General features: G+C 41.2%; 16 protein-coding genes. 7 read left to right on the top strand and 9 right to left on the bottom strand.

From position 1 onward, the window contains the following. Window positions 1-131: 131 nt before the first annotated feature. From NSTC745_RS28015 to NSTC745_RS28005, 3 genes are all read right to left on the bottom strand, one after another. Window positions 132-3,629, bottom strand: a complete 3,498-nt coding sequence (locus NSTC745_RS28015; protein WP_445633905.1) for a PAS domain S-box protein — start codon at window positions 3,627-3,629, stop codon at window positions 132-134. A gap of 197 nt (window positions 3,630-3,826) precedes the next feature. Next, entirely contained in the window at window positions 3,827-4,234 is a 408-nt protein-coding gene (locus tag NSTC745_RS28010; RefSeq protein ID WP_445633904.1) for a hypothetical protein, read from the bottom strand. 28 nt (window positions 4,235-4,262) lie between these two features. Continuing rightward, window positions 4,263-4,748, bottom strand: coding sequence for a hypothetical protein (locus NSTC745_RS28005; RefSeq protein ID WP_445633903.1), 486 nt, complete (start codon window positions 4,746-4,748; stop codon window positions 4,263-4,265). A 692-nt stretch (window positions 4,749-5,440) separates the two neighbouring features. On the opposite strand from NSTC745_RS28005, the gene NSTC745_RS28000 reads away from it, so the two are divergent. Further along, window positions 5,441-11,212 carry a PAS domain S-box protein gene (locus tag NSTC745_RS28000; RefSeq protein ID WP_445633902.1) on the top strand — a complete coding sequence of 1,924 codons (5,772 nt, stop codon included), beginning with the start codon at window positions 5,441-5,443 and terminating at the stop codon, window positions 11,210-11,212. Between the two features lie 12 nt (window positions 11,213-11,224). Further along, window positions 11,225-12,295 (top strand): hybrid sensor histidine kinase/response regulator, encoded by a 1,071-nt coding sequence (locus NSTC745_RS27995; protein ID WP_445633901.1) that lies wholly within the window; start codon window positions 11,225-11,227, stop codon window positions 12,293-12,295. A gap of 69 nt (window positions 12,296-12,364) precedes the next feature. On the opposite strand, the gene aroB is transcribed toward NSTC745_RS27995, so the two are convergent. Next, window positions 12,365-13,456, bottom strand: a complete 1,092-nt coding sequence (aroB, locus tag NSTC745_RS27990; RefSeq protein WP_445633900.1) for a 3-dehydroquinate synthase — start codon at window positions 13,454-13,456, stop codon at window positions 12,365-12,367. A gap of 364 nt (window positions 13,457-13,820) precedes the next feature. On the opposite strand from aroB, the gene petL reads away from it, so the two are divergent. Further along, complete coding sequence (gene petL, locus NSTC745_RS27985) at window positions 13,821-13,916, top strand: cytochrome b6-f complex subunit PetL (RefSeq protein WP_096538651.1); 96 nt, start codon at window positions 13,821-13,823, stop codon at window positions 13,914-13,916. A gap of 175 nt (window positions 13,917-14,091) precedes the next feature. Here petL and bioB read toward each other — a convergent pair whose 3' ends face one another. Then, the gene (gene bioB / locus NSTC745_RS27980) at window positions 14,092-15,102 is read right to left on the bottom strand and encodes a biotin synthase BioB (RefSeq protein ID WP_445633899.1); all 1,011 of its coding nucleotides are present in this window, start codon (window positions 15,100-15,102) and stop codon (window positions 14,092-14,094) included. 372 nt (window positions 15,103-15,474) lie between these two features. Between bioB and NSTC745_RS27975 the strand changes: the two genes are divergently transcribed. Both NSTC745_RS27975 and NSTC745_RS27970 read left to right on the top strand, forming a co-directional pair. Then, the gene (locus NSTC745_RS27975) at window positions 15,475-16,050 is read left to right on the top strand and encodes a GNAT family N-acetyltransferase (RefSeq protein ID WP_445633898.1); all 576 of its coding nucleotides are present in this window, start codon (window positions 15,475-15,477) and stop codon (window positions 16,048-16,050) included. 345 nt (window positions 16,051-16,395) lie between these two features. Continuing rightward, window positions 16,396-17,853 (top strand): protein adenylyltransferase SelO, encoded by a 1,458-nt coding sequence (locus tag NSTC745_RS27970; RefSeq protein ID WP_445633897.1) that lies wholly within the window; start codon window positions 16,396-16,398, stop codon window positions 17,851-17,853. Between the two features lie 207 nt (window positions 17,854-18,060). On the opposite strand, the gene NSTC745_RS27965 is transcribed toward NSTC745_RS27970, so the two are convergent. The 4 genes from NSTC745_RS27965 to NSTC745_RS27950 all read right to left on the bottom strand — a co-directional run bounded on the left by NSTC745_RS27965 (window position 18,061) and on the right by NSTC745_RS27950 (window position 21,330). Next, entirely contained in the window at window positions 18,061-19,827 is a 1,767-nt protein-coding gene (locus NSTC745_RS27965; RefSeq protein ID WP_445633896.1) for an ABC transporter ATP-binding protein, read from the bottom strand. Window positions 19,828-19,830: 3 nt separating this feature from the next. Further along, window positions 19,831-20,049, bottom strand: a complete 219-nt coding sequence (locus tag NSTC745_RS27960) for a hypothetical protein (protein WP_445633895.1) — start codon at window positions 20,047-20,049, stop codon at window positions 19,831-19,833. 42 nt (window positions 20,050-20,091) lie between these two features. After that, entirely contained in the window at window positions 20,092-20,613 is a 522-nt protein-coding gene (locus tag NSTC745_RS27955) for a hypothetical protein (RefSeq protein ID WP_445633894.1), read from the bottom strand. 111 nt (window positions 20,614-20,724) lie between these two features. Continuing rightward, entirely contained in the window at window positions 20,725-21,330 is a 606-nt protein-coding gene (locus NSTC745_RS27950) for a DedA family protein (RefSeq protein ID WP_445633893.1), read from the bottom strand. Window positions 21,331-21,464: 134 nt separating this feature from the next. Here NSTC745_RS27950 and NSTC745_RS27945 point away from each other — a divergent pair, with 134 nt between their 5' ends. Together NSTC745_RS27945 and NSTC745_RS27940 are read left to right on the top strand one after the other, a co-directional pair. Beyond that, window positions 21,465-22,247, top strand: coding sequence for an ABC transporter permease (locus NSTC745_RS27945; RefSeq protein WP_445633892.1), 783 nt, complete (start codon window positions 21,465-21,467; stop codon window positions 22,245-22,247). Between the two features lie 140 nt (window positions 22,248-22,387). Continuing rightward, on the top strand, window positions 22,388-22,765 hold the full coding sequence (locus NSTC745_RS27940) for a hypothetical protein (RefSeq protein WP_445633891.1): 378 nt from the start codon (window positions 22,388-22,390) through the stop codon (window positions 22,763-22,765). Window positions 22,766-22,781: the final 16 nt, after the last annotated feature.

The following is a 22,781-nucleotide window of genomic DNA, read 5'->3' as shown; positions in this document are numbered from 1 at the left end:
TTTATAAACTTGCAGTCAATAATTCTTAACTGATTTATACCCTAGCCTGCTGCTTCATAGGCAGTAAGCGTATATACCTTGTTTGCACTTTGTTTAATAAAAATTAAGTTCATTTTCATAGAGAATAAATATTAACTTAAGGTATCGGTAGCAACTAGTGGCAATTCCAACCTAAATGTTGTGCCGACTCCAATTTGACTAGCAAAAGTGATTCGCCCTTTATATAGGCATACACATTTATTCACTATTGTCAAGCCTAATCCAGTGCCTGGTGTATTACCAACATTACTACCTCGGTAGAATGACTCGAATAAATGTTGCAGATCTTCTACTGAAATCCCAATACCCTCATCTTGAATCAGAAAAACTGCAATTTGCTCTTGAATTAATAAATCAATTTGAATATTACTACCACTTGAAGAATATTTGACAGCATTTGAAAGTAAGTTGCTGAGAATTTGTCGCAGAAGTTGACTGTCCATAATGAAGTGATTTTTGTCTGCTGGATTACCTTGATATTGAGGAGAAAAGACGAGGTGATGATTAGGCGAACTCAGCTGTAGTTCATCTATCAAGGTTTGACAAAAATCAACCAAATTAACAGAACTTGGTTTGAATACTAATTTTCCGGCTTCAGCTTTATTAATTAGCAAGATGTCATCTAAAAGTTGAGTAGTATGTTGAACATAAGTTTGAATACATTGAAGATGCCTTTGTTTTTGTTGTTCATCTAGTTTATGGCTAAAGCTTTTTAAAATTCCAGCAGAAGAAGCAATCACAGCTAAGGGAGTACGAAATTCATGGGATGTCATGGAAATGAACCGAGATTTCAAATCGCTGAGTTCTTTTTCTTTTTCTAAAGCTTTAAAAATTTGTTCTTCAGCTTTTTTGCGCTCATTTAATTCTACTTGTAATTGGGCATATAGTCCTGATTGCTGTGTGGCGATCGCTAGCTGATTTGCTAATTGTTGTAATAAGTCAATTTCTCCTGATTTCCATTGTCTAGGACGCGAACATTGGTGAGCAATTAATAAACCCCATAACTCACCGTGTTGAATAATTGGAATCACAAGTTTGGCACGAATTTGCATATCCTCCATAAACTGGATTAAGCAGCTGGGCGATTCGCGTAAATTGCGGTCAGAAAGAGCATAAGTTTCACCTTGGACATAACGTAAATAACATTCTTCTGGAAAACATTCAGGCGGAAAAGATTCATTAAGGATACTTTTATATCCTGGTGTCAATGCTTCAGCAATTACTTTTCCCGTACCATCTGTGAAAGTGCGGTAAATTAGGACGCGATCGACTTTTAGTAACTTGTGAACTTCAGCTACTGTCACGTTTAAAGTTGCTTGTATATCTAAAGATTCTCGGATGCGTTGAGTAATCACATTTACTAAATGTTCGCGTTCAATTGCAGCCTCTACTACTACCAACTGGTGTTTTAATTCTTCTTCTGCTTGTTTTTGATTTTGTATATCTTTAACTACGCCAATTGAACAAATCGGTTTGCCAAAAACATCCAGTATTAGAGAAACTGTCAAATTAATCCAGATTAAATTACCATTTTTATGTAAACAACGTTTTTCAATTGAGAATGTTTGCACTTCTCCAGATAAAAGTGCTTGTAAATTATTGTGATGATGTTTAATGTCTTCAAAGTAGGTAATATCTTGATATGTCTTCTTCAGTAACTCTTCTTGAGAGTATCCCAAAATTTCACATAATTTTTGGTTGACTTTAATAACTTTTCCATCTAAAGTTTCTAGTTTAATTCCTACAGCTGCTTGATTAAAAATAGCCCTTAATTCTGCCTCGCTTTCTTGCAATTCTAAAGTACGTTGCTCTACTATAGCTTCTAAATCTTGATTCAGTTGTTGTAGAGCTTCTTGTGCGCGTTTTCGTTGCAGTTCTGCCGATGCTCTAGCGGCAAATACTTTTAAAATACCCTCAAATTTTTTGGGTTCAGCTATGTTTTTTTTATCTACTATGTATAGTGAGCCAATTGAATTGCCAAAATTATCGCTTAAGATAACTCCCATAAAACTTTCGGCTTCCATTACAGCAAATCTTTCGGCTGTAGGAAAAAGTTGTTGCATTCCTGAAGCGCAATAGTAATATCCTTGCTTGAGCAAAATTTCGCAAGGAGTCGAGGTTGGCTCATAGGAAATATTAGGTTGTAACCGGCCATCAGACCAAAATCCTAAAGTATGGACTTGTCCTTCAATTAATTCAGCGACAATAACATGACAGACATCTAAAGCAGAAGCAATGTATTCAACTAATGCTGGAAAAAAATCATTTTCTGTGGTGGAAGCTGTGCTTTCTACCAAACTTTGTAAAGCAATTTCAGTTTGTTTACGCTCTGTAATGTCTTCAGAAATACACAGTAAGTATTCGGGTTGTTGATTTTGATCGTACAAAGGAATTTTTTTTGTATGCAAAATTCTTTGCCCAAAAGTAGGGCTGTCAATAATTTCTTCGGAAATTTCTTGAGGAATATCCCTAGAAAAAGCTTCTTGGTCTTTTTGACGAAAAAAGTCTGCTTGTTCTTTGGGAAAAAATTCGTAATCTGTTTTGCCAATGGCCTGTTCGGCTGTGATACTAAATATACGTTCGCAGGTTTGATTCCATAATTTAAATGTGCCAAAATTTTCTGGTTTAGCATCTTTAACAAACAGTGCAACCGGAAGATTATTAATCATGGATGCTAAAAAATTGCGAGTCTGTTGCAGTTCTTGTTGTACTTTTCTACTTTCTGTAATATCAGTACCCGTACAGACGATATACTCAACTCGATCGCAGTTATTAAGTAAGACGTTATTTGACCAAGAAATTATGCGGCGATCGCTATCTTTACTAATTAAGTCAGTTTCGTATCGATTGGGCAATTCTTTATATGCAAAATTTTCAAATAAAGCTTTGATACATTCAGATTTTTCCGGCAATAGTAGAACATCCCAGATAAATTTGCCTTTAACTTCATCAAATGAATAACCTGTGGTTTGTTCGCAAGTATGATTAAAGCGCACAATTCTACCCTGGCAATCTAGCACCACAACTAGAGCATCCGCAACATTCAAAACTGCTGAAACAAAGTTACGTTCTAAGCGCAGTTCGCTCTCAATTTTCTGGCGTTCTGCGAGTTTAACTCGTGCATAATTATAGAGACCTGCTTGTTGAATCGCAATCCCAAGTAGACTTGCAGGAGTGACTAATCCAATGACTTCTCCTTGCTCCCCTAATATTGGTAGATGGCAAATTCGATGTTGTTTGAGCAAATTTAAAGCAGTAAAAGCATCTTTAAACTCTGCTACTTTCAAAGTTACTAGGTCTGTTGTCATTACCTCCCGAATAGTAATATTTTCTAAACTCTTTTCTTCTGCTGTCAGCTTAATTAAATCTTTTTGTGTAAAGATACCCACCAACTGTAAGTTTTCCATAACTAGAACACAACTGTCGGCTTGAGATGTAATATTGTTCATTTCTTTAGTCGAATTTTCTAAAGATTGGTAATCTTTATTTAGCCAATAACCAAAATTACGTTGTGGTTTATTTATTAGTGCTACCACATCTAAAAGTAAAACTTCAGGGCTAACCATTAAAGGATGACGAATAATAGTCATCTGTAAGTTTTCCAAGCTGAGAGAGTTAATTAACATTTGTAGAAATATGTAAACTATGAATATTTAAAAAAATATATTTTATTTGAGAATGTTTAAAAATTTAATATTTTAACCAAAACTGTGTATTAAAAAAATTAACTGAGAATTATCATTTATTTAGTAGAGCACCTGAATTTCAACCAAGCAATAATTTAAAATTATTTTTTTAAATATTGCTCTAATGCCTGTATGTTGTTGAGGTAGCCATTACCAGGCACTTTTTTGACAATGTTGAACAGACTAATTAAAAACATTATCAAAAATAAAAAAACGATCGCGATCGCAACCTGATTAACAGGCGTACAAATCGATATTTTTGGATGTAGACTTAAACGTTTTTCTCTGCCAATCAGTAAAACAGCATAAAATTGCTGTTTCAGAAAAGGAATAGAAACTCTGATATCTACAGCATGATATTTAGTCATTTTACTATTCAATACTCTTTTTAATTCTGTTAATTGAATCTGAGTAAAATTTGATGCTGTTTCAGAAGGAATACGAGCTAAAAACTGTTGTACAAAAGGATCGGTTTTAGCAGAAAATTTGATTAAATTATTTCTAGACATTTTGTTTGCTCCTCAGGAGAAATTAGCTTTAAAACAATGGATTGTGTTCTGAATCCCAACATTTATCGTCACGCCAAGTTCTATGAGTGTATTCACAGTTGGATTCATTATCAATCCAGGGTATTGATGTGGGGTTTTCTTCAAGAGATGAAAATGTATAACTAACTGAAGAAAGGACATCAAAAAAGATAGTAAAGCTAGAAGCTGACAAAATAATCAAAGCTACAATTAAAAACAAGCTATTAATGGGAGTCCATAAAGGATGTAAAGCTCTTTCATATTGCAAACGCTGTTTTGACCGACGTTCCTTACCTGCTAAGAAAACTAGATAAAAATTCAATTTTGAGATTGGCAATGAAATTCGCAAGTCTACAGTGTGATGGTTATTAGCGCTAGGATTCAAAATTTTTTGAATAGCTTTGATTTGTTCTCGATCGAAAGTTTTTTTGATTTTGGGATCGATTTGATTCCAAACTTCTTCAAAAGGTAAATTAAGCTGTTGTGTTTCAATCATGGTTTGTATGTAACACTAATTTGAGACATTACAAATGCTTTGGAATGCCTTGCAATCTGGAATAATCTTATTATTCAGCTTTTAAATAAAAAAATAATCGAGGAAAAGCACTAATTTTTTTGCGGAATCGTTTGAGAGTATTTACTTGTATTCCTATTGATAATTTAAGAATAAATACTGAGATATGACTCTATAGCCTCTGCAAAGTTGAGCCAAGGTAGGGAAGTGGGGAAGTTGAATTACTTGAAAAACTCTTACTGTCTAGGTCAGCATTGACTGTAGATATCGCTCTCAAACCAAGGTTTTGATACTGCTCGTCTGGCTGCGAGGGCATGAATTTAACTAACAGCAAATTTACTGAAAAACTCTAGAACTGTTTACGTAAAATTGCCAATCGGATTCTTGCATAACACGCAACAGTAGATGCAAGAAAACCAAAACCAGATGAGAAGAATTTACTTCCCCTGCTCCTGTGCCCCTTTGTCCCTCTTTGAAGCATACTTAATTTCAAATTACATACTGTAACTTGAATGTGGGCAATATGAGAATATCTCAAGCATTTCATCTGCCATGTATCTCAACTCTCTACTAAGGTATAACTTAATATAAGTAATGTCATTAACATGATACTTAAAGAGATACAATTTTGTTGAAATGCGTTTAAACGCGATCGCATTCGTATTTTCGAGCCTATGACTCATGGTTTCCCCCTCACTATTTTGCTGATTGATGATTGCGCTCAAGAGCGGATGGAAATTTGTCGCTGTTTGCAGTCAAAATCGCTGTGCGATTATCGGATTTTCGAGTTTGGCACAGCGACAGAGGCCATGAAATGGTGTCAGCAGGAAATACCAGATGCGATCGTGCTGGATTTTTTGTTGCCTGATGGCAATGGGTTAAAATTTCTTCAAGAATTTAGGAAACAATTTAGCACTGACCAATCCGCCATCGTTTTGCTGACCGCAGAAGAAAATGAACTCATGGCCGCCCGTGCCATGAAAAGCGGTGCCCAGGATTATTTAATTAAAGGCAAGCTTACCCCTGAAGCCGTGCAACAATCAATCGATCGCGCAGTTGCACCGATTCGTCTTAGGCGGCAACTAGAACAAAGTCAAGAACAACAACAACTCATTGCCACCATCGCTTTGCGGATTCGTCAGTCGCTCAACCTCCAAGAAATTTTGGCTGCAACTGCAACACAAGTGCGGCAATTTCTGGCGGCAGACCGGGTGCTGGTTTATCAATTCTATCCAGATATGAGTGGTACTATTGTCGCAGAGTCAGTACTTGATGGTTGGACAGTGGCTTTGGGGAAGCAAATTCGCGACATCTGCTTTCAAAAGCAAGCCAAAAGCGAATATGGCCAAGGGAAAAAACGGGCAATAGACGATATTTATCGGGTAGGCTTAACCAATTGTCATCTGCATCTTTTGGAACAATTTGAAGTTAAAGCCAATCTGGTGGTGCCGATTTTGGTGGCAGGGGAATTATGGGGATTATTAATTGCCCACCAATGTTCGGCATCTCGTGACTGGGAATCGGTGGAACTTTCGTTATTAGATCGACTTGCCGTGCAAATAGCGATCGCCATTCAACAAGCAACTGCTTACGAACAGCTACAGGCAGAATTAGCAGAACGCAAACAAGCACAAGCCGCTTTTCTCCAAAGTGAAGCTCGTTTTGCAGCATTCATGAATAATAGTCCTACAGCTTCCTGGATTACCGATGAAAACGGCCGCATACTATATTTGAGCCAGACTTATCTTTGCACCTTTCAAATTCCAACTCAAAAACTAGAAGATTTGATTGGCAAGACAGTTTTTGAGATTTATCCGGCTGACATTGCTCGGCAGTTTGTGGATAGTATTCGCCAGGTTGCACAGACTCAGCAGACTATTGAAGTCATTGAACAAGCTCCCAGGCCAGACGGCACAATAGGCTATTTTTTAGTTTACAAATTCCCACTTGAGGGAACTGTCGGGGAATGCCTAGTGGGGGGAGTTGCAGTTGATATTACCGAACGAGTGCTTGCACAACAGGGATTGCAACAACTCAATCAACAACTCGAAACCAGAGTCGAACAGCGCACAGCAGCTTTACGTGAAAGCGAAGAACGCTTTCGCAAAACCCAAGCCCATCTGCTGGCGGCACAACGAATTGCCAATTTGGGCAGCTGGGAATTAGACTTACAAACCCAAGAAATCATCTGGTCGCCGGAGGTGTTTGAGATTTTTGGACGCGATCCTGCCTCTGGTACGCCAACCTACGAGGAATTCCGTCAGCTAATGCATTTAGGTGCCCGGACTCGTCACGATATTTTAGTGCAGCAGGCGATCGAACAAGGACGATCCTATGAAATAGAATATTGCTCAAATCGCTCGGATGGGACATTGCTTTATTTATTTTCCAGAGCTGAAGCGATATTTGATGCCAATGGTAAACCAGTGTGCTTGGTGGGCACCATCTTAGATATTACCGAGCGCAAACAAGTAGAAGCAGCTCTTAGAGACAGCGAACGCCGTTATGCAACCTTGACAGAAGCCGCTCCCGTGGCAATTTTCCGGCTCGATCCCGCTGGTCAATGTATTTATGTCAACGATCGCTGGAGCGAGATGACAGGTAAACCAACACAGGCAGCATTAGGAACTGGCTGGTTAAATATAATACTTCCAGAAGACCGCGAACGCCTGGAGTTAGCATGGTCTCAAAGATTTTGGCAAACAGGACTATACCGCAACGAAGCCAGATATCTGCAACCGAATGGTACTATCACTTGGTTCTACATCCAAGTGCTGCCCGAAACTAACCCCTTTGGCATCGTTATTGGCTACATTGGCACCCTCACGGATATTACCGAACGCAAACAAGCAGAGTCAGCCTTGCAAGAGAGCGAACGCCGCTATGCCACCTTGACAGAAGCCGCTCCAGTAGCCATTTTTCGCCTTGATGCTGTTGGTCAATGCATCTATGTCAACGATCGCTGGAGCCAGATGACTCTGAGGCCAACACAATCGGCATTGGGGATGGGGTGGTTAGAAGTGCTACATCCAGAAGATCGTCAGCGCCTGGGTTGGGAATGGTCGCTGAAATTTCAGCAAGGACGTGTTAACCCCACAGAATTCTATGAAAGCGAGGGCAGACACGTGCGGCCCGATGGAAGTATCAATTGGTTTTATGTCCAGGTGCTACCTGAAATCAACGGCAGTAATGAAATTATTGGTTACGTCGGTACACTTACGGATATCAGCGATCGCAAACGAACTGAAGAACAACTGCATCACCTTTCCGAAAGGCTGACTCTGGCAATCAGTTCTGGAGGGTTCGGCATTTGGGAATATGATTTCGCCCAAAACAAACAAATTTGGGATGAGCGAATGTACGAACTTTACGGATTGAGTAGTAGCGATTTTAACAGTTCTTTTGATGCCTGGTTAAACTGCATCCACCCAGACGACCGCCATTATATGCTCGAAGCCATTGAGCAAGTTCTCCAAGGAAAACAAGAATATAATGTCGAGTTCCGTATCGTTCAACCCAATGGAAAAATTCGTTTCCTCAAAGGTTACGGTATTATCAAGCGTAACCAGCAGGGCGAACCTGTGTGGATGATTGGGGTTAACTTTGATATTAGCGATCGTAAACAAGCAGAACAGGAACTCATTCGCAACAGGGATTTGCTAGAAGCAATTTTTAACGAATCTGCCGATGCCATTTTTCTTGTCGATCCCCAAACGCTGCTGACTCTAGATTGTAATCGGCAAGCGGTGGAACTGTTTGAGGCAGCTGACAAAGCCCAATTGATTAACATTGATGGCCAGACACTCCAGCACCGTCCCTTTTCTGATAGCGAAATCGCTGCCATTGTCGCAGAAATCGAATCGAAAGGTGTCTGGAGTCTGGAAATTGAATATGTGACTCTTCGGGGCAAGATTTTTTGGGGGAACATTGCAGCCAAGCCGATTACTGTCGCCGGACGCACCATAAATTTAATCCGGCTAACTGATATTAGCGATCGCAAACAGGCACAAGAAGCACTGGCGAAATATGCCCGTGAAGTCGAAGATTTATACAATAATGCTCCCTGTGGCTACCATTCCCTGGATAGCGAAGGCCGATTTATCAAGGTAAACGAGACAGAACTGCAATTGTTGGGCTACACCCGCGAAGAAATGATTGGCAAACCCCTAGTGAATTTTTTCACAGAAGCCAGTTGCTTGGCCTTCTGGGTCAACTATAACCGCTTTCAAGAGCGAGGCTGGGTAAAAGATTTGGAGTATGAAATGGTTTGTAAAGATGGCAGAATTTTGCCAGTGCTGATTAGTGCCACTGCTGTCAAAGATACCGATGGCAGATATCTCTACAACCGCGCCACCCTATTTGATATTAGCGATCGCAAACAAGCCGAGCAAGAACTAGAAGAATCGCGCAAAATGCTGCAAACGGTACTGGACACATTTCCCCAACGTGTCTTCTGGAAAGACCGCCAATCGCGGTTTCTCGGCTGCAATCCGGCATTTGCTCGCGATTCTCAAATAGACCCCAATGACATCATCGGCAAAACTGACTTTGAGTTACCTTGGGCAAAGTGGGCACACCTTTACTGTGCCGATGACGCCAAAGTTATGAATACTAGAATCCCCAAACTAGGCTACGAGGAGCCATTGGAAGGGCCGAATGGGGAGGATCTCTGGGTGCGAACAAATAAAGTTCCCCTGACCAACAGTACAGGGGACGTGATTGGTATCTTGGTATCTCACGAAGACATTACAGATCGCAAACAAGCCGAAGCCCAACTGCGACAAACCAACGAGCAACTTGCCAACGCCAACGTCGAACTAGCTCGCGCCACTCGCCTCAAAGACGAATTTTTGGCAAACATGAGCCACGAACTGCGAACCCCACTGAATGCGATTTTAGGTATGTCAGAAGGCATTGCAGAAGGCGTGTTCGGTTCGATTAACGAACGGCAAACAAAAGCGATCGCCACCATCGAGCGCAGTGGCAGACATTTGCTAGAACTGATTAACGACATCTTAGACTTGTCGAAAATCGAATCTGGCAAACTGGAATTACAGCCCAGTGATGTGCCAGTGAAAACCTTGTGTGATGCCAGCCTCGCCTTCGTCAAACACATGGCACTGAAAAAGAATATTCGCCTGAATACTCACATCGCCACCAATTTCAGCACTATTCAAGTAGACGATCGCCGTTTACGTCAAGTACTAATCAACCTACTCAGCAACGCCATCAAATTCACACCAGAACAAGGGTCTGTGTCTCTAAAAGTGTGGCTGGAAGAGGCAGGGGGAGCAGGGGAAGCAGGGGAAGCAGGGGGAGCAGGGGAAGTAAATTCTCCCTTGTCTCCCCCATCCCCCCATCCCCCCATCTCCCCCATCCCCCCATCCCTCCTCTGCTTCTCTGTCACTGATACCGGCATCGGCATTGCTGCCGAGGATATTGGCAAGTTGTTTCAGCCTTTTATCCAGCTTGACAGTAGCCTGAATCGTCAGTACAGCGGCACAGGTTTAGGACTAGCACTAGTACAACGGATTGCTGTTCTACATGGAGGAACAGTTTCGGTTAGCAGTGAAGTTGGGGTGGGTAGTTGTTTTACATTGCGGATTCCCTACCGCACCAGCGATGGTGTTTCTACAACAGTTGGGAAAAATCCATTGCTCAGTTATCAGTTTCCTGCCGAAAATGCTCAGGTTCTAGTAATTGAAGACTCAGTTCCGGCGTCTGAGCAAATTACTCGCTACTTGAGCGAAATGAAAATGCAATCTGTTGTCTATTCAAAAGGTGAAGGAGCTATAGATCGAGTCGTAAACCTGAAGCCAGCTTCGATCGTCTTGGATTTACAATTGCCTGATGTATCGGGTTGGGACATACTCGCTCAACTCAAGGCAAACCCACAAACCAAAGAAATTCCTATTATCATCACTTCTGTGGTAGACGAAAGCAGCAAAGGATTTGCTTATGGAGCTGCTGAGTATTTAGTTAAACCAATTACTCGCGCTCAGTTTCGGGCAACTTTAGAAAAACTGCAATATCCTAGCCGTTCTAATTTTGCCGCTCCCATCGTACCGTCAGCAATGGAATTTCCCGTAATTTTACTGGCAGAAGACAATCAAGCAAACATTGATACAATGTCTGGCTATCTTGAAAGTCGAGGATATCGTTTAATTCTGGCAAATAATGGACAACAAGCCATTGAATTGACTACAACTCAAAAACCTAACTTAATTATTATGGACATTCAAATGCCCGAAATAGACGGGCTAGAAGCGATACGCCGCATCCGTGACGATCGCCAATTTACCGATGTGCCAATTATTGCCCTCACAGCCCTAGCCATGCCCGGCGATCGCGAAAGTTGTTTAGCAGCCGGAGCCAACGAATATTTAACTAAACCGGTCAAACTTAAACACCTTGCTGCCTTAATTCAACAACTTTTAGGAAAATAGTGGAAATTATTGATGGATACTCAATCTTCTATTTTAGTAATTGATGATGAACCAGATAATTTTGATGTTATTGAAACATTACTAGATGGGGAAGGATATCAATTACACTATGCTCCTAGCGGTCAACAAGCCCTGACTCGCCTCAATAGTTTTCAGCCCGATGTGATTTTGCTGGATGTTATGATGCCCGATCTCGATGGTCTGGAAATATGTCGGCGCATCAAAGCCGATGTCCAATGGCAAACAGTTCCCATCGTCATGGTAACAGCGTTAACTGCTAAAGAAGATCTGGCTCGGTGTTTAGGTGCAGGTGCAGATGACTTCATTAGTAAGCCCATTAACAGTTTAGAGTTACGAGCTAGGGTGAATTCGATGTTGCGGATTAAGCAACAGTACGATAACCTGCAAGCTTTACTCAAACTGCGAGAAGATATGGTCAACACCATCGTCCACGATCTGCGAAATCCCCTCACCAGTATTATCTTATCAACTGAGATTCTACGATTTCCGGGCTTATCTTTTCAAAAGCAACAGCAGAAGATCGAACAAATTGCGATCGCCAGTCAACAGTTACAATCGTTGATTAATAGTTTGCTAATCATGGCAAAATTAGAATCCGGTAAAATGATTCTCAATTATACAGAAGTAGACCTTTGTGGGCTGTGTATTTCAGCCTTAGCGGATGTTGAAGCGATGGCAGATCAAAAAAATCTCACTCTCATCAGTGAATTACCCAAACCAGGCAGTACCGTAAAAGTAGATGCAGCTATCCTTCGCCGAGTTTTAGATAATCTGCTCTCCAATGCCATTAAGTTTTCACCTTCCAACTCTCAAGTCATCTTGCGGGCAGAACATTTAGCAACAGGAGGCGCAAAAATCCAAGTTGCTGATTCCGGTTCGGGAATTCCTCAAAGCCTGCGGCAAAGCATTTTTGAAAAGTATGAAATTGGAACTCTTAACCCAGAAGTTTCACAAATCGGATTGGGATTGGCTTTCTGCAAAATGGCGATCGACGCACATCATGGCATAATTACTGTTGAAGATAACTATCCCAAAGGTAGCACTTTTACAGTCCTGCTTTAAATCGGGCAAGAGTTTTATCGTTTATTTTATACTTTTTTATTCATTTATTTCAGTAATTACCGATTTCCATTAAATCTGCCGCAGTACTTGGCGAATAACATCTGATGGCACTTCATCAGTAATTGTCACTACACCAATTTGCGTTGGCAAAATAAACCGCACTTTCCCATCTTTGACTTTTTTATCTAATTGCAAGGCTTCAATAATTGCTTCAATATCCACCCCATCTGGTAACTGAGTCGGTAAACCAGCTTTTTGAATTAAAGCATTTTGACGTTCGGTGTCTTCCTTTTGCCACATTCCCAGTTCCACAGCAATTTGCCCAGCCGCTACCATCCCGATCGCCACTGCTTCGCCGTGATTCACTAGCCGATAACCAGTCAAACTTTCCACTGCATGACCGATGGTATGTCCATAGTTGAGAATCGCCCTTAATCCACCTTCTTTTTCGTCTTTGCTAACAACATCAGCTTTTGCTTGACAAGAGCGCGTTAATATGCTATTTACCAATTCCGGTTTAACATAGCGGAGTTGGTCGAGGCGTTTACTTGCTTCCATCTCGGCAAACAATTCGGCATCCCAAATCACACCGTATTTTATCACTTCTGCCATCCCTGCTCGAAACTCCCGCATCGGCAGAGTTTTCAAAATTTCTGGATCGATCGAAACCAAGCGCGGTTGATGAAATGCCCCAATTAAATTTTTCCCCTGGGGATGATTAACGCCAGTTTTGCCCCCAATTGCCGAATCTACCATTGCCAACAGAGAGGTAGGCACTTGCACAACATTAATGCCCCGCAGCCAAGTTGCAGCAGCAAAACCTGTCATATCACCAATCACGCCTCCTCCCAAAGCCACCATAGTCGAAGAACGTTCTAGACGGTTTTCCAAGGCGACATCGTAGAGTTTTTGGATAGAGTTGAGGGTTTTATAGCGTTCCCCAGGTGGTAGGGTGCAGCTAGCAACATCAAACCCCGCAGATGTCAGCGATGCAATGGCTCTTTCGCCAAAATGTTTAAAAATCGTCGGATTAGAAACCAGTAGTACCTTCTTGCCTAGCTTCAAATTGGCCATGTGTTGGCCGAGTCGATCTAGGCTTGAAGGTGCGATCGCAATCTCATAAGACTGCCCTGGTAAATTTACATTAATTACAGAAGTCATTACCCAACCCCAAACAAGCGCCCGTGGGGTGTATTCTATCGCAATGTTGGGCATAGGGCATAGGGCATAGGAGCAGAGGGGCAGGGGAAGCAGGGGAAGCAGGGGAAAAGGTTAAAGGGAAAAGGAATAAATTTAATCTTTCCTCTTTTCCCCGGTTGGTGAGCTTGTCGAACCATACCCCTTTCCCTTTACCAATGCCCAATACTTCTGGAGCGAGAGGCTGCGCCAACGACTTCTCTAGGAGACGCTACGCGTAGCTTGCTTCCCCGGAGGAGTACGCTCACTCCAAGTGCCCAATGCCCAATGCCCAATATCCAACATCTAATGATTCAATAGATTTAGGAAGTATTGTGGAGAAAAGTAAATGTTTGCAATTGTAGCTTACATTGGGTTCTTGGGTTTATTCTTTGGTATAGCTCTCGGTCTGTTTTTCGGTCTGCGGACTGCCAAGATAATTTAATCGAGAGACACATTTAACCTGTCAATCCATGAGGGCATGGGGCATGGGGCATTGGGCATGGGGAAACGGGAAAGGGGTAAGGGGAAAGATTAAATTTATTCCTTTTCCCTTTAACCTTTAACCTTTTCCCCTACTCCCCATCTCCCCATCTCCCCATCTCCCCTGCCCCTCTTATTTAACCCACGACGACAGCTGGACTTGAGATTTTCTCCTGTCTTTGGGAAGGCGGACGCATTTGTAAACCGAGTAAATTCAGCATTTGGCGATCGCTATCATAATCTGGACAGGGAGTTGTTACCGTCAGCATTTTGTTATCATCGCTGGAGAAGATAGAATTGGCTCCAGCCATAAAACACAAAGCTTGCTCGACTTGAGAAAGTCTCGCCCTACCAGCACTCAGACGCACATCGGAACCTGGCATGACAATTCTGGCTGTGGCAATCATCCGCACAACATCCCAAATGGGGACATCAGGCTGATTTTCTAAGGGTGTGCCTGGTACTTGGGAGAGAATATTAATTGGCACGGACTCTGGATGCGGTTGTAAATTTGCTAGAGTTTGCAACATACCAATGCGGTCATCGGGAGTTTCGCCCAAACCCAGGATACCGCCGGAACATACAGTTACATTTGTTTGCCGGACATTTTCAATTGTGTTGAGGCGATCGCCATAAGTTCTTGTGGTAATAATTGTGCTGTAATATTCTTCGGAAGTATCCAAATTATGGTTATAGGCGTAAAGTCCTGCTTCTTCTAATCGCTTGGCTTGATTTGGTGTCAACATTCCCAAAGTGCAGCATACTTCCAAACCCATTGCCGTCACATCCTTGACCATTTCCAGGACTTCCTCAAATTGTGAGTTATCCCGCACCTGACGCCAAGCAGCACCCATGCAGATGCGACTAACACCAGTTTCTTTCGCTTTTTGGGCAATACTAACTACGGTTTCCTTTTCTAGGAGTGCTTGCGGCTTTACCTCTGTTTGATAGCGCGAAGATTGGGCACAGTAGCTACAATCTTCTGGGCAACCTCCGGTTTTAATAGATATCAGCTTACAAACTTGGATTTTTGTTGGGTCATGATATTGGCGATGCACGCTAGCAGCTTGATAAATCAGCTCTAGCAAAGGCGTGTTATATATCGCCCTAATCTCTAATTCCTGCCAATCGTAGCGTATTCCCGACATCACTATCCTTCTTGTAGACTAAGTTGATCGAGAGCTGTCTAGGAATTGAATTTTCTCTGGTACAGCTTTTGGGTAAAGGAATTTTATTGAAGTTCTGAATTACCCATTAGCTTTCAATCCTTCGGCTCTAGATGTTTAGACATCAGCTTACCAAGATTTTGCTTGAATGGCAGATTCTGAGCATAAATACTTAAGTAGGTTGTCATGGGGAGGGGGCAGGGGAGGCAGAGGAGAATAATTAATAAAGCCCAATTAATGATTATTGATTAATGACTAAGTTTGCCAATCTAACTGCTTCTGAGCCGCAGATATGAGAGAATTTACAACAATCTAGAGAATTTGCTGGGAAAATAGCCGTAGATTAAGTAGCGTATGAAATTAGAACTGCCATTAATTAGAAGCGATCGCCTGTTATTGCGATCGCCTATTCAAGAGGATATACCCCAAATTATTAAATACTTTACTGAGAACAAAACCTATTTGACCCCATTCTACCCTCTTTGGGCTGATGGTTTTTTCACTGAAGAATATTGGCACTATCAAATAGAGAACAACTTTTTGGAATTTGTCAACGATCAGTCCTTAAAGCTATTTATTTTTACAAAAAAAAATCCAACTGTAATTATTGGGACTATCAATTTTAGCAATTTTGTTCGAGGAGTCGCTCATTTTTGTTACGTGGGATATAGCCTTGCGGAAACAAAGCAAGGTAAAGGATATATGACAGAAGGGCTACAAATAGCGACTCAATATGTCTTTCAAGAATTAAATCTTCACCGCATCATGGCTAATTATATGCCTCACAATCGACGCAGCGGCAATGTTCTCAAAAGGCTCGGTTTTGTCATTGAAGGATATGCTAAAGACTATTTATTAATCAATGGACAGTGGGAAGATCATATTTTAACAAGTTTGATCAATCCCAATTGGCAAGTATCCAAATCTTAAAATAATTCGTAATTGAGAATATATTGATGCTAATGCTGAAGCGAGAGGTAGTATTAAGAGAAAGAAGGAATTAAGTTTTCTTTGTAAGAGGATGTTTGAAAAATCTTCTTGTCGGTAGCAAAAAGTTCTAGATCCCCCTAAATCCCCCTTATAAAGGGGGACTTTGATTCTAGTTCCCCCCTTTTTAAGGGGTGTAGTGGGGGGATCTAAAAGTGTCTAAAATCACAAAGGAACACTTTTCAAACAACCTCTAATGACCGAAAACAAAAAGCATACAGAGCAACTAAATTGATTTATGGGTGTCTTTAATTTTGAATTTTGAATTTTGAATTGGAGCGAAGCGACGTGACTCTGGCCCAAACCCCAAACAACAAAAATTCTAGCAATCCTTTTCTCTGCCTTAACTACGAAAGCGCCTTTGAATCTTTAGGCGATGACTACTATGATGAGGTTGCAGCCGAAGAATTTCCCGAACACATCTTGCGTTGGCGTAACGATGCACTGTTACCGCGTTTAGGCCTGGAACCCCAAGTAGTCAAAGATGAAGATTTCATCACAGCTTTTGGCAAATTCGAGGGGCGCAAACCCTTTTTGGCAATGCGTTACCACGGCTATCAATTTGGTGAATATAACTCATTATTGGGTGATGGAAGAGGCTTTCTCTACGGACAAGTACGCGGTACTGATGAAGAATTATACGATTTTGGCACAAAAGGTTCTGGAAGAACGCCTTACTCCCGTGGTGGCGACGGTTTACTGACGCTTAAAGGTGGAGTGCGGGAAGTTCTTGCTGCGGAAGCACTACACCACTTGGGTGTACGTACTTCGCGGTGTCTCACCATGATTGAAACAGGTTTATCACTGTGGCGGGGGGATGAACCTTCACCGACTCGTTCGTCTGTAATGGTGAGGATGAGCAATTCTCATATTCGCTTTGGGACTTTTGAGCGCCTACACTACTTACAGCGTCCAGATTTAACTCAGAAGCTATTAGACCACGTAATTAAGGAATATTATCAAGACTTGGACGCCCAAGAAAATAAATATGCCTTGTTTTACGCCGAATTAGTTAAAAGAATTGCAGAATTAGCAGCCCAGTGGATGGCTGCTGGTTTTTGTCATGCAGTTCTTAATACTGACAATATGTCGATTACGGGAGAGAGTTTTGATTATGGCCCTTATGCATTTATTCCTAACTATAATCCATACTTTATAGCTGCATATTTTGATTATTATGGACGTTATTGTTACATTAATCAACCAACCGTTTGCCAGTTGAACCTAGAAATGCTCCAGGAACCTTTAAAGGCGATTATTGAGAAAGACGATTTGAATTTTGGATTGGCGAATTTTAATGAGTATTATCAAACAGAATACACTTCTTTGATGCTGAAAAAGTTGGGTTTTGTAGAGTTGCGACATCCACAGGCAAAAGAACTTTTGAATTTAACGATTGAATTTTTAGCCAATAGCAAAGTTGGTTATCACGAGTTTTTTTATGAGATGGCTCGCACCTTTTCAGCTAAATGGCGAGATGAACCAGGCTTTGTGATGAATAGTTCTGATATTGTCCCAGTACCAGGAGCATCACCAATTTTCGATGATTGGTGTATATTGTACCATAAAATATTGAATGATTTAGATAGCGATCGCCTAGATACAATTGCCCAAACTCTCGCTTTTTATAATCCCAAAACAGCATTGTTAAGACCTGTAATCGAATCGATTTGGGAAGCAATTTTTCAAGAAGATAACTGGCAACCTTTTTATGATTTGGTTAAACAAATTCAATCTCGGCAATAATTAGAAATGGGCGTGGTGAGTGTTGACCGAAGAGGCTCTTGATACTGAGTTGCGTTCAAAAATATTAGTTTTGGAAGGCAGGGGGGCAGGGGAGCAGAGGAGCAGAGGAGATAGAGGTAGAAATACTACGTATGATTGCAACTTGGTATGAGTAGGGAGCAGGGGGAAAGGTTGTGGAATTCCCCTGCCGTTGGGTTTCAAGCCCCTTCATTTATGGATGGGGTTTTCACCCTTGTCCCCATCTCCGTCATCGCTCTTTGCATCTCCATAAAATTGGACATAGCGGCCCTTTCTGGCTAATAATTCTTCATGGGTTCCTGATTCGATAATTTCTCCTTGTTCGAGAACTAAAATCCGATCGCACTTTTTAACTGTTGATAAACGATGGGCAATAATAAACACTGTCCGGTTTTCTATCAATCTTTCTAAGGCTTCCCGCACCAAAGCTTCTGACTCGGAATCTAATGCAGATGTGGCTTCATTGAGGATCAAAATTTTTGGGTTGAGGTGAACAATACGAGCGATGGCAATTCTTTGTCTTTGCCCTAGTGATAAGTTTACTCCACCTTCGCCTACCCAAGTACGATAACCTTCTGGTAATTCGCTAATAAATTCATGGGCGTTAGCGATTTTTGCTGCTGCTGTTACTTCTTGCATATCAAAAAAGCCTTGCCCAAAAGCGATATTCTGGGCAATTGTTCCAGAAAACATGATGGTTTGTTGGGGAAGAATGCCAATTTGTCGCCGCAGACTATTTAACTTGACATCCCGAATATCAACACCGTCAATTAAGATTCGACCAACTTTGGGATCGTAGAAACGAGGTAAGAGATTTACAAATGTAGTTTTACTAGCAGCAGAAGTTCCTACAATAGCGATCGCTTCACCCGGTGATACCAAAAAACTGATATCCTTTAATAGACGTTCGCCTGGTTGATAGCCAAAAGAAACATGACGATATTCTACTTGCCCTTCGATGGGAGGTAAAGCGATCGCATTTGGCTTTTCGATGACTGTCGGTTTAATTGCCATCAACTCAAAAACCCGGCTAATAGATGCTTTACCCTGCTCAAATTGATTGTAGTTTTTAGTAATGTAACTGATGGGATCGATTAACAGCACCCCCGCCGCTATATAACTAAAAAAATTAGCTATTGTCAAATTGTCTTGGGAAATTTGCCACGCCCCCGCTATCAATAAAGATAAGACAATTGAGGTTTCTAAAAATCCCACAATGGGAATTTTCATTGCTTTGAAGCGTTGGGCTGAATATTTTGCTTTCAGACTGCGTTCTGCTTCAGAACCAGAACGGGCAATTTCATAATTTTCCGCCGCAAAAGCTTGTACCAAACGGATACCGTTAAAAATTTCCGAGATAATAGCAGATAAACCAGACGCGCGATTTTGGTTTTTTAAAGAATTCTTGCCTAACTGTTTGCCAAACCAGCTGATTAAAATAGCGATTAGCGGTGCAACTATCACCGCTACTAGTGTCAATTGCCAATTCAAATAAATCATGTAAATCGGAATTGCCACCAGCAGCAAAATACAGGGAATAAACTCGTGAAATATTTTATTTACCACTTCACCAACTCGGTCAACATCTTCAATGAGGCGGTAAGATAAATCAACTGTTTTTGTCGTTTCAAAATAGCTGAGATTTAGCTTTTGGAGATGCGAGTATAATTGCTGGCGGAGATTAAAAGCAACTTTTAAAGCAGCTTTCGCCATGTACATTTCTTGTATAGACTGGAACAAGGCTCTTACAAGAAAGATTAAGGCATAAATCCCAGTTACTTGGACGATCGCTACTACATTACCTTGTCCGAAGGGAATTGCCAATTTCCCGGCAAGATTAATTAACACTAATGTTGCTAAAACATATCCGAAAATGCCAAGAAATCCCTTAGTGATGGTTCGCCACTGGGGTCGGATATAAGGTAGCAGTAGCCAATAGTTATAACGCTTTTTCAAACTCTAACGTCCAGAAGAATAGGGCATTGGCCAAACAGGAGGTGTGGAAGGTGTGGGAGGTGTGGGAGGTGTGGGAGGTGTGGGAGGATGGTGAAGAAATCTTTCCCCCCTCTCTCCCCTCTCTCCCCTCTCTCCCCACACTCCCCACACTCCCCACACTCCCCACACTCCCCACACTCCCCACACTCCCCCATCTTCCCTCTCTCCCCACACTCCCCACACTTCCTTGTCTCCTCTGCTCCCCAGACTCCTCAATGCCCTTATCTATTTCTGTTCGACTTCCCACCGAAATAGCCGTGGCAATTGTGATACATCTATAACGTAATTGATAATCCACAGCACCAGTTGAAAAATTAATAAATATCGCACCCATAGCAACTTGGTTTCAGAACCTAAAATAGTTATACCCTCATATAACTGCCAGAAACGGTACGGTAAGTATATGTAAGGAACCATAACCCATACTACATTTTGCAACTCTCTCAGGGCAACTCTCTCGGAAATGATTTGCAACCCTAATACGATAAAATACCAACCAAGTACAGTTAAAACAGTGCGATCGCTCCACCATACACCCCACAATAACATCACTACTAATGGCAGTAGTATTCCAAATACTTGCACTGAACCAAACCAAATTTTATACCAACTGGGAAACGGTAAAGGCAAAGTGTAGGTTTTGGTGTTTTTCCAGCCCCAGTTGACAACCACAATAAAAAGTGTGGCAATGACGAAAAAAATCAGGTTTTCTAGAAATAGGTAGATGTTGATGTTTAAGGAAGTCATAAAATTTTGCCAGTAGTTTAAAAACTCAAACCGCTTTATTCTTTAATTCTGACTTCTGACTCCTGTTAGCGCAGCGGGACGTAGCCCATTCTAAATTCTTAAATAAGATTTTCAACCTTTATTTGCTCTATTTTCTTGTATGACATGAATGACTGATGGCACTAAAGAAATAACAATAATTAATCCAATAATTGGTAATAAATACTTATCTACTTGTTCGGGCGGTAAAGATTTTCCTAAGAAAAATCCTAACAAAGTGATGCCGAAAGTCCAAATAAAACCGCCAATTAAGTTATAAGACATAAATGTGCGGTAATGCATAGCACCGATACCCGCTACAATTGGCGCAAAAGTCCGTACAATTGGTAAAAAACGTGCTAAAACAATCGTTTTCTTGCCGTGTTGTTCGTAAAAATTTTGGGTTTTAACAATGTGTTTTTTATGAAATAACCACGAATCTTCCTTCTGAAATAGTCTTCTGCCAAATTTATGCCCAGTAAAATAGCCAACATTGTCACCCAAGACTGCACAAACAAATGCACCAAAAATCAGAACCCAAATGTTGAGTAAATTTTGAGATGCAATAAATCCAGCAGTGAATAACAAACTATCTCCAGGGAGAAAAAAACCAATTAATAAGCCAGATTCAGCAAAGACAATTGCCCACACCCCAAAGTAACCAAGTGATTTAATCAGTTGTGGTAAATCCAAATGCATAAAATTTCTCAGCTTTGAATAGATATATCCAGAACATCTTAACGTTGTGCAATTTTCTTGAATAAAAAGTAATATTAAATTTATGTAAAGTTCTTTTGTTATTTTTCAAGTCAATATCGGCTCAAGGGTGCAGGATGCAAAGATATCTGAAAGTATTAAGATTATTTTGGGGTGCAGCGATCGCATCTGAGTTAGAGTATCGCATCAACTTTGTTATAGCTACCCTCAGCAGCTTAGGGAATCTTATCGGTAGCTTGTTTGGACTATTCTTGTTTTACCGCACCGGCTACACTTTTGCTGGCTGGTCATGGGAAGCAGCTTTAGTAGTTCTAGGAATTTTTACTTTATTGCAAGGGTTTTCCGCCACTTTTCTCGCGCCGAACTTAAATCGCATTGTCCGCCACGTGCAAGAAGGCACTCTTGACTTTATATTATTGAAACCTATTCGCAGTCAGTTTTGGCTTTCCACCCACACCATTTCGCCCTGGGGAGTACCAGATTTAATCTTTGGCTGCATTATCATTGGCTACGCAGGTCAACGCCTGGGTGTAGGAATAGATAAGTATTTACTCAGTGTAGTGCCGTTGTTGTTTGGCTTGGTAATTCTATACAGCTTGTGGTTTATACTTGGGTCTATGACTATTTGGTTCGTTAAAATATACAATGTTACTGAAGTTTTGCGTAGTTTATTAGAAGCAGGAAGATATCCAATTACAGCTTTTCCAACTGTTTACCGCTTTTTCTTCACTTTTGTAGTCCCAGTCACTTTTTTAACAACTATACCAGCCCAAGCGATGCTAGGGCGAGGTGAAATTAGCTGGTTGATAGGTGCAGGAGGATTGGCAGTGGCGTTATTTTTAGTTTCTACTTGGTTTTGGCGGTTTGCGCTGCGGTTTTATACCAGTGCTTCTAGTTAGAGTAGAGCGATCGCTCCTGCCTCTACTGATTATTACTGAAATATTACGAGTTTTTGTAAAAATATTGAAGAAATTTCCGGAAATTTACATAGGCGATATGATGTCAATAAGATAAATTACTGAAATATAGTTAACGTCAAATGAGTTCTGAATCTAACATCAAGCTAACGATCGCTCTTACAAATCCAGATTTAGATACAGAGGAGAAAGACAAGGAAGCGCGAAATCTGCTGCGAGAAATTAAAGAGTTAGATGTCGAAAGTGCAGAACTCGTGAAAGTTACAGCAATACCTGAAGGAGGTAAACCTGTCGCAGGCTTTTTGTGGGGTGTATTGCAAGCTGAGGTGAGCTTAGCTAATTTTAAGAAATTGTTGGGATTTTTGGGCGATCGCTTGGGCAACAAAACCATTGAATTGGAAGTCGAAGCCAACGGCAAGAAACTGAAGGTGAAAGCTAGCAGTCAGGAAGAGTTAAGCGCCGCCATCGAACAAGCGCAAAAGTTCATCGCAGGTAACTAAGAAATCCCAGCAGTAA

It is taken from the genome of Nostoc sp. DSM 114161, from assembly GCF_052692665.1.
Note: the sequence above shows the minus strand (reverse complement) of the source record. Positions and strands in the feature narration are given on the sequence as shown.